The 7,692-nt window shown below is 63.5% G+C and carries 5 protein-coding genes; 4 read left to right on the forward strand and 1 reads right to left on the reverse strand.

What is annotated here, in order from left to right; all coding sequences use genetic code 11:
• Positions 1–746: 746 nt before the first annotated feature.
• Positions 747–1,361 (reverse strand): tyrosine-type recombinase/integrase, encoded by a 615-nt coding sequence (locus HNV26_RS36190; RefSeq protein ID WP_171441529.1) that lies wholly within the window; start codon positions 1,359–1,361, stop codon positions 747–749.
• Positions 1,362–1,702: 341 nt separating this feature from the next.
• Here HNV26_RS36190 and HNV26_RS36195 point away from each other — a divergent pair, with 341 nt between their 5' ends.
• The 4 genes from HNV26_RS36195 to HNV26_RS36210 all read left to right on the forward strand — a co-directional run.
• A complete protein-coding gene (locus tag HNV26_RS36195) occupies positions 1,703–2,881 on the forward strand; it encodes a multidrug effflux MFS transporter (protein WP_171441528.1) in 1,179 nt (392 codons plus the stop codon).
• 123 nt (positions 2,882–3,004) lie between these two features.
• Positions 3,005–4,000 (forward strand): diiron oxygenase, encoded by a 996-nt coding sequence (locus HNV26_RS36200; RefSeq protein WP_171441527.1) that lies wholly within the window; start codon positions 3,005–3,007, stop codon positions 3,998–4,000.
• A gap of 29 nt (positions 4,001–4,029) precedes the next feature.
• Positions 4,030–4,935 (forward strand): class I SAM-dependent methyltransferase, encoded by a 906-nt coding sequence (locus HNV26_RS36205; RefSeq protein WP_171441526.1) that lies wholly within the window; start codon positions 4,030–4,032, stop codon positions 4,933–4,935.
• A gap of 107 nt (positions 4,936–5,042) precedes the next feature.
• A partial coding sequence (locus HNV26_RS36210) for a non-ribosomal peptide synthetase (RefSeq protein ID WP_171453002.1) occupies positions 5,043–7,692 on the forward strand: 2,650 nt, incomplete at its 3' end.

The raw sequence follows: 7,692 nt of genomic DNA on the forward strand, positions 1-7,692 counted from the left end.
GCTGGGGTCCGCTTGCCGCCCCTGGCCCCTAGCGCGCGCCCCCGATTCAGCCCCGCGCACCAACGCCTCCTCTGCGTGGCGCCCCGTTCGTGCGCGCGTGTCCTCCAGCGCTTCGGGCCGCAGGGCTTTGTGCTCTCCGTGAGGCCCACGACTCCCCGCGACCGCCCTCGAAGCACCGGCCCGCCGTCCCGCGCGCAGCTGGGCGCGCGTGCCGTTACCAGGGCCGAGCCGAATGGCCGAAAACAGGTAAAGGCGGCCATTCGGCCTCACTGCCCCCACGCTGTTTCGCGCGCTTACGAGGCCTCCTGGCAGGCCGAAGCGCCGAGGCCCATGGCCGCTTTCCCCAGGTTGGCGCCACCTGCCGCCCCTGGCGCGCCCCAGCTCCGCCCCAATCACCTTCACCGCCTGCCCCGTCCGGGCGCAACCATTCCTACCCACGACGCCAGCACGCCTACCTCGCCTACCCCTGACGCCAGGGTGGGGGTGGTGCAATTTTTCGTGGGGCCAGCCCCGCCGGGGCGTGTACCTGGGGCTCTTTTCGAGAGAGTCACCTCCCAAAAAGTGAACACCCCGCCCCTGTTCATTTGCACTCGGTAAGTGAACGCCTCGCGCTGTTCACTTTCGCCGGCCGCGCCAGGGGCGGCCCGCGCGGGCCCCGTGCATGGCCGCCCCTCACCGCCTCCGCGCGGCACCCCGGCCCAACCAGGGGCTCTCGCGGGCGCTCAGCGCGGAGGCGGCACGCCCCATCAGCAGGGCAACTCTTGCGTCACGCGCACCAGCTCGTCCTCCGAGGGGTGCGTGTAGATGACGGTGGAGTCGATGCTCCGTTGGCGGGCGAAGCGCTGAGTGAGGCGGATGTCCTTCGTCCTCCGGTACACCCCGGTGCACGCGGTGTGGCGCACGGCGTGGAAGTTCAGGTGCCGCTCCAGGCCCGCGCGCTCTTGCCACACCGCGAAGCCGTGGCGCACCTGCCTCGTGGACAGGCGCAGGCCCTTGCGGCTCAGGAAGAGCGGCGCATGGGGACCCACGTCGTGCCCCTGCGCGCGCTTCAAGCGCAGCAGCTTCTCCAGCTTCGCGCGCACCGTGTCCGAGAGGATGACCTCCTGGGGGGCCGGGTGCCGGCGGCAACCCTTGAAGACAGTCAGCGTCACGTGCCGGCGTGCGCGCCCATGCTCGTTGAAGATGTCGCCGATGTTGAGGGCGACCAGCTCGTGCTCGCGCAGACCCGAGGCCAGCGCGAGGCTGTACAGGCAGTGGTCCCTGAACCCCTCCTTGTGCAACCCCGTGGTGCGCAAGAGCAGCGCCACCTCCTTCTCGGTGAGGGTGCGGGGTGCGCGGACGACAGCAGCATAGGCAGACATAGCGGCTCCTTTGTGAAGAGGACGCGGCCATACGCACTCTGTCGCCCCAACAAGACAAGTCATCATCGCCTGCTACGCATTGAGGGCGCTCCACCCAAACTGGAAGAATCCTGCCCCATCAGCAACACCCGCGCCTACGACAGCCTGACGCACACGGACAACCCAGACGCAATGAGCAGTCCATGCTGCTCTGCGGCAAGCCTGGGCTCTCCACAACGCCTCTTGAGCTCCTTGACACCCGTGGAGCCTCTCGGGCATGTAAGCCCATCAGCGATATTCAGGCATTCCAGGATAAGGCTAATTTTATACCCGTTATCCCGCTTGATTCCGAGAACCCCAACATGAACAAGAGATATTTGCCAAGCCTCCTGATCTTGGCAATCATAAGCACCTGCATCGAAATAGACATGTCCGTGCCGAGCTTCCCTGACATGGCCCGGGACTTTGGTGTACCAGAAGGACTCATCCAACGGACCATTACCTACAACTTTCTCGGATTCTGCGTGGGCGCCCTGGTCTATGGCCCCCTCTCGGAGTGCTTCGGCCGCCGCAAGCTGATGTTGATTGGAAACAGCATCATGCTGATCGGCGCCGTCGGCTGTGTCTATGCCCGCACCATCGACTGGTTGCTGCTGTCGCGCTTCATCCAAGGCATTGGCGCTAGCACCTCGGTCGTGCTCGTCTTCGCGATCATCGCGGACTGCTATCAGGGCAACGAGGCCTTCAAGCTCCTCGGCTTGACCAATGCCATGATGTCCACGTTCATGGCGCTGGCCCCCTCCGCTGGAGGCTACGTCAACATGGCGTTTGGTTGGCGCGGCAACTATGCCGTCGTGGCCGGCATCACGGCGCTGGCCCTGGTCATGATGTTCTTCTTCCTCCCCGAGACCAAGACGACGCTCGAGAAGCTGGATGCCGGGAAGATTGTGCGAGACTACGCCAGGCTCGCCCGCAATGGCAGCTTCATCAGCGCCGCCTTGGTCCCCAGTCTGTTGTTCGCCGCCTACATGGTGTTCATCGCGTCCAGCGGCTTCATCTATCTCCAGACTTTCGCCCTCCCCATCAAGTTCTTCGTCCCTCATCTTTCGATCATCGTCATCTCCTTCGCGGTGCCCAGCATGTTCGCCGGCAAGCTCATCCCCTACCTGGGCGGGCCGGACAACACCGTGAAGGTGGGCATGGGTGTCGCCGCAGGCAGCATCGCCCTGCTGCTCCTCGTCGCCGAGAACGCCTATGCCCTCACGGCGCTCATCAGCCTGTACTGCGTTGGTTTCGCGCTCTGCTACCCGGTGATCTTCGGACGCTCGATGGAAATCTTCCCAGAGCTCCGCGGCACGGCCTCCTCGGTCATCATGAGCGTCAGGTCCCTGCTCGTCTCATTGCTCACGGCCGCCGCCAGCTACTTCTTCAATGGCAAGGTCGTCACGGTCGCCGCCGTCATGCTCGTCAGCGTGGTCGCGGCCACCTTCCTGGCCCTGAGACCCGCTCGCGTGGCCAACAGCGCGAACACCGCCAACTGACGCCCCCAGCCGCCGTGAGTGCTCACACCGTGGACGGTGCCGTCACTGACGAACGCTCGCGGCGGAGGCAGCTACTGCATTGCCAAGCCCTGTCACCTCGCGTCTCGCCCCCAGGAGCACACCATGAAGGAACCCGCATGTACCGTGGAGCAGACCACGGCACCGCTGGAGACGACTCCTCGCCAGGCCAGCATCAGTCGAAGCCTCGAATATCGCGACCGATGGGAAGCCAGGGGCTCCATTCGGACCCGGCCCAGGAAGCCCATCGACTTCGCGAAAGAGGGGCACTTCTTCCCCACGGAAAAACAGCCACTCCTGCTCAATGAGGTAGCCAGCAGTCTTGGGCAGGACAGCAGGAACACCCTGCTGCTCCACTCCTTCTTCAAGTACCTCAATGACATCATCAACCTGGAGGTGAAGTTCATCGTCTCCGCATGCGAGAAGCTCATCGACGGGAGGTTGCCGCTCAACTACCCCGACAATCTCAAGCTCAATGCCTATACTGTCATCATCGACGAATATTATCACGTCTACGTCGCCAAGGACATGATCCTCCAGCTCAGGAATCAGCACCCTGAGTTCAAGGAACTCGACTATCCGCTCTCCGACTCCTACCGCTCGGTCATCGAAACCAAGGCCCTGCTCGACGAGAAGTACCATGACGTCTTCGAGATCCTGGCCGTTTGCATCTTCGAGACCACCCTGGTGCGCGAGCTGGTGGAGTTCTTCAACAGCGACAACATCCATCCGTCGATCAAGTACTACATCAATGATCACATGAACGACGAGTCGCGACACTACGGCTTCTTCTTGGATCTGATGAAGTACACCTGGGAGAACCTGCCGGAGGAATACAGGGCGGCCATCGGCACGCACATCGCCTTCTTCGTCAAGCGCTACCTCAACATCGAATCCGACAAGGCCTACAACGCACAGCTCCTGGGGCACCTCACCGGGACGAGCCAGGCCACCGAGCAGGTCGCGGTCCTCTACAAGGGATTCGACATCACACCGGACATTCCCATCGTCAAGAATGTCCTGACCGCGCTCAAGAACTCGGGCGTGGCGAATCACGCATCCGTTCGCACCAGCTTCAACGCCATCGGTTGGCAGGTTTGACTCAAACGCGGCACCAGGGGGACCCTTCGATGACCCAGATCCTTTCGCATCAGACCTCCCAGTTCAACGACCCTGTCACTACCAGCGCCCTCGTCCAGAAAATCGAGGAGCGTCTGAAGAAGACCGAACGACTGATGTTGCCGCTCGACCGCACGCTCGAACTGCTCCATCAGCTGAAGGAGTTCGAACTCGGCCGGTTCCTCCTCCACAACCGGGGGCTGAATGGATACTGGACCTCGTACATCTTTCAGCATGGATTCGGGAAGTCGCCAGAAACGGCCCTTGAGTCCTGGCTGCTCGGCAAGTCCCTGCTCGTACAGGCCCGGGAACGATTTCATCGCTTCAAGCAGGAGCTCGGGCAGCACGTCCGGGAAGGCGTCCACCTTGCTTCGATACCCAGCGGGCTGATGGATGACCTGTTACAGCTCGACTATCGCGGCCTCCAGCACTTCCAGCTGACGGGGATCGACGTTGATGCCCAGTCCCTGGACTTCGCACGGCGCAACGCCCAGGAGCGACGGCTGGAAGCGCATTGCCAGTTCCTGCAACGAGATGCGTGGCACCTCGACATCCAGGATACGTTTGACGCGATCAGCAGCAACGGGCTGAACATGTACGAGCCCGATCCGCGGCGCCTGGTGTCGCTCTACCGGAACTTCCATGACGCCTTGAAAAGGGGCGGCTACCTGCTCATGAGCTTCCTGCCTCCCCCTCCTGCGGGAGACCCCGCCTCTGGCGCGTGGGAGGCCTATGAAACGGCGCCCGAAGATCTGCTCATCGAGCGCGCCCTGTTCGGGGACATCATCCAGGCGAACTATCTCAACTTCGCCACGGAGCAGGACACCCGGGCGCAGTTGGAAGAGGCGGGCCTCACCGTCGAGCGGATCAACTACAGCCGCAAGGGCGTGCTGCCCATCGTTGTTGCTCGCAAGTAACTGCTTCTTCCGCCCAGCACCTCCAGTGAGGCGTTTTCCGCGTCAGCCAGGGCTGCTGTCCGGCTGACGCACGCCCCAGCCGTGCCTGTCCCCACGTCGAGGAATCCATGAGAGTGCTCAATGTATTGGTGAATACCGACTTCCACGCGTTGGCGCTTGAAATCATCGACTACCTGATCGACGCCGGCCATTGCGCCTACGTGTTGCGTCCCCCTGCGGAGTTGAGCAAGGAGTGGAGTGAACGGTTCACGTTCAACTTCACGCTCGTGGACGCGGAGGAGGTGTCTCACCACCCAATCGACCTGGAGTTCAACACGACAGCGCCCAGGAGCCCGTTCGGCCTCGACACGCTGTCGCTCCAGCTCACGCACGGGGATGTCGGCTCATTCAGCGCATGGCTCGGCAGGGGTGATGGACATGCCCTGCTCTGCCAGCGCCCGCTCCCCGGAACCGCGACCCCGAGCGTGAGCACCCTGATCGAGGCCGCGAAGAACGTCTGCATCGACAGCCTCATCCTCCTGGCGCGGGGAGACGAGCCTGAAGGACTCTCGCCGCTCGCGCCCGGGAACAATCACCTGGCGGAGCTCGCCGAGCTGAGTCGAGCACTCCAGCACCTCTCGGAGGAAGCCCGCCAGCGGGCACAACGCGAGGACTGCTTCTCCCTGTTGGACGCACTCGGGCCAGCCACGTCGCCCGAGCGCCCTCTCTTCGAGCGTACGCTGGACCGAAACCTCTCCTCGATTGAGTTCGAGTTGCTGGGGCTCGGCCTCCAGGTGTTGCTCAACGCCCGCCAGGATGGTTGCTATGAGTATGAGTCGAGGGTCGGCCACGCCAGGATGCGCAAGGCCATCGAGGTCCGCGGGCGAAGCGACTTCCCCTCCCTCCGCGATCTGCTTGACCGTCCCATCTACGGCATCCAGGACAACACGTTCTTCGATTACGACACCGCATTTGACGGCCCGCCCCCTGGACTCTGTCTTTGTTACGACTCACCAGGACTCCACTCGGCCGCGCCGCTCACCCTGAGCTACCACAGCGCCAGTCAGCACCTGAAGGTCAGCGCGGTTGACCATCCCTTCTTCGCGCACCTCTGGGAGCACATTGAATTCTTCATCTTCAGACTGGACGATTTCGTCCGGGGAGCCATCTGCTTCCGCCAGCTGCTCGCGCTCCCCGACGCGCTCATCCAGCGCTATGTCATCGAGGAGAACCAGACGGAGAGAAGCTTCCCCTCCGACCAGACCATCCACGGGCTGTTCGAGGAGCAGGCCCGGCTCAGGCCCGACGAGGTCGCGGTCATTCACCGAGACGTCAAGCTGACGTATCGGGAGTTGAACCAACGCGCCAATCAACTGGCCAGATATCTCCAGGAGGCCCACGCAGTCCTCCCTGGCTCGCTCATCGGACTCTACCACTCTCGAAGCGAGCAGCTGCTCGTCGCCATCCTCGGCATCTTGAAGCTGGGCTGCGCCTATGTGCCGCTCGACCTCGCCTCCCCTGTCAGCCGCACGCTCAGCATCCTGGACGACAGCCGCGTGAGATTGCTCCTCACGGATGCAGCGTGCATCCAGAAGCTCGAAGCGGGGCTGCACCGCCCAACCGCCCAGTCACCTATCGTTCTCGACTCGGAGGAGGTCCAACACGCGCTCCAGGCCATGGGCTCCGAGGACCTGGGAGCGAACCCGACGAGCCGAGCGCTGGCGTATGTCATCTATACCTCCGGCACCACCGGCAAGCCCAAGGGCGTCGCGGTGGAGCACCAGAGCTTCGTCAACATCGCGACCGATATCAGCGCCCGCCTGTCCTTCACCCCGGGAGATCGAATCCTCGCGGTCACCACCGTCGCCTTCGACATCTCCACCCTGGAACTCCTCATGCCGCTGATGCGCGGCGGCAGCCTCGTTGTCGCAGAACAAGCGGATCTACTCGACCCGAGCAAGCTGCTGTTCCTCATCGAAGAGGTAGGGGTCAGTGTCGTCCAGGCCACGCCCTCGCTGTGGCAGACGATTGTCCCGCATCTGAAGGGCCGGAAGCTGGCCATCCGCGCACTGTGTGGAGGCGAGGCCCTGCCACCGTCCCTGGCCGGTCAGCTCGTGGCCTCGGTCATCGAGTGCTGGAACGTCTACGGCCCCACCGAGACCACAGTTTGGTCCACCACGTTCCTCCTCGACGAGCACGAGAGCCGGGTCTTGATTGGAAGACCGCTGGCCAATACCCAGTGCTACGTCCTCGACGCGGAGCAGCAACCGCTGCCGCCGGGCGTCCCGGGAGAGTTGTACATCGGCGGCCAGGGGCTGGCCCGCAGCTACCTCAACGCCCCGGAGCTCACCGCCACCCGTTTCGTCCCCAACCCGCTGCCGGGTACGCCCGGTGGGCGGCTCTATCGAACCGGCGACCTGGTCAGATACCTGCCTTGCGGCAACCTGGAGTTCTTCGGCCGCAATGACTTCCAGGTCAAGCTGAGAGGTCACCGCATCGAGCTGGGCGAAATCGAAAGTGCCCTCAAGCAGCACCCCACCGTCGAGCACAGCCTGGTGGTGGTCATGCGGCATGGGGCCCATGGCTCCAGTGAGAACCAGTTCCTGGTGGGCTACTACGTGGCGCCGGAACCCATCGAAGACGCCCGACTCAGGGCTCACCTGGAAGCCTGCCTGCCGGACTACATGGTCCCGGCCGCCCTCATGCACCTGCGGCGCCTGCCTCTGAATCAAAACGGCAAGGTCGACCGCGCCGCACTGCCCCCACCCTCCCTCGCGA

Origin of the sequence: Myxococcus xanthus (assembly GCF_013116825.1) — a bacterium.
Taxonomy (GTDB): domain Bacteria; phylum Myxococcota; class Myxococcia; order Myxococcales; family Myxococcaceae; genus Myxococcus; species Myxococcus xanthus_B.

Excerpts from the sequence above, each read along its gene's own strand:
- HNV26_RS36205 (WP_171441526.1), top strand. The coding sequence starts at position 4,030 with ATGACCCAGATCCTTTCGCATCAGACCTCCCAGTTCAACGACCCTGTC.
- HNV26_RS36195 (WP_171441528.1), top strand. The coding sequence starts at position 1,703 with ATGAACAAGAGATATTTGCCAAGCCTCCTGATCTTGGCAATCATAAGC.
- HNV26_RS36200 (WP_171441527.1), top strand. The coding sequence starts at position 3,005 with ATGAAGGAACCCGCATGTACCGTGGAGCAGACCACGGCACCGCTGGAG.
- HNV26_RS36190 (WP_171441529.1), bottom strand. The coding sequence starts at position 1,361 with ATGTCTGCCTATGCTGCTGTCGTCCGCGCACCCCGCACCCTCACCGAG.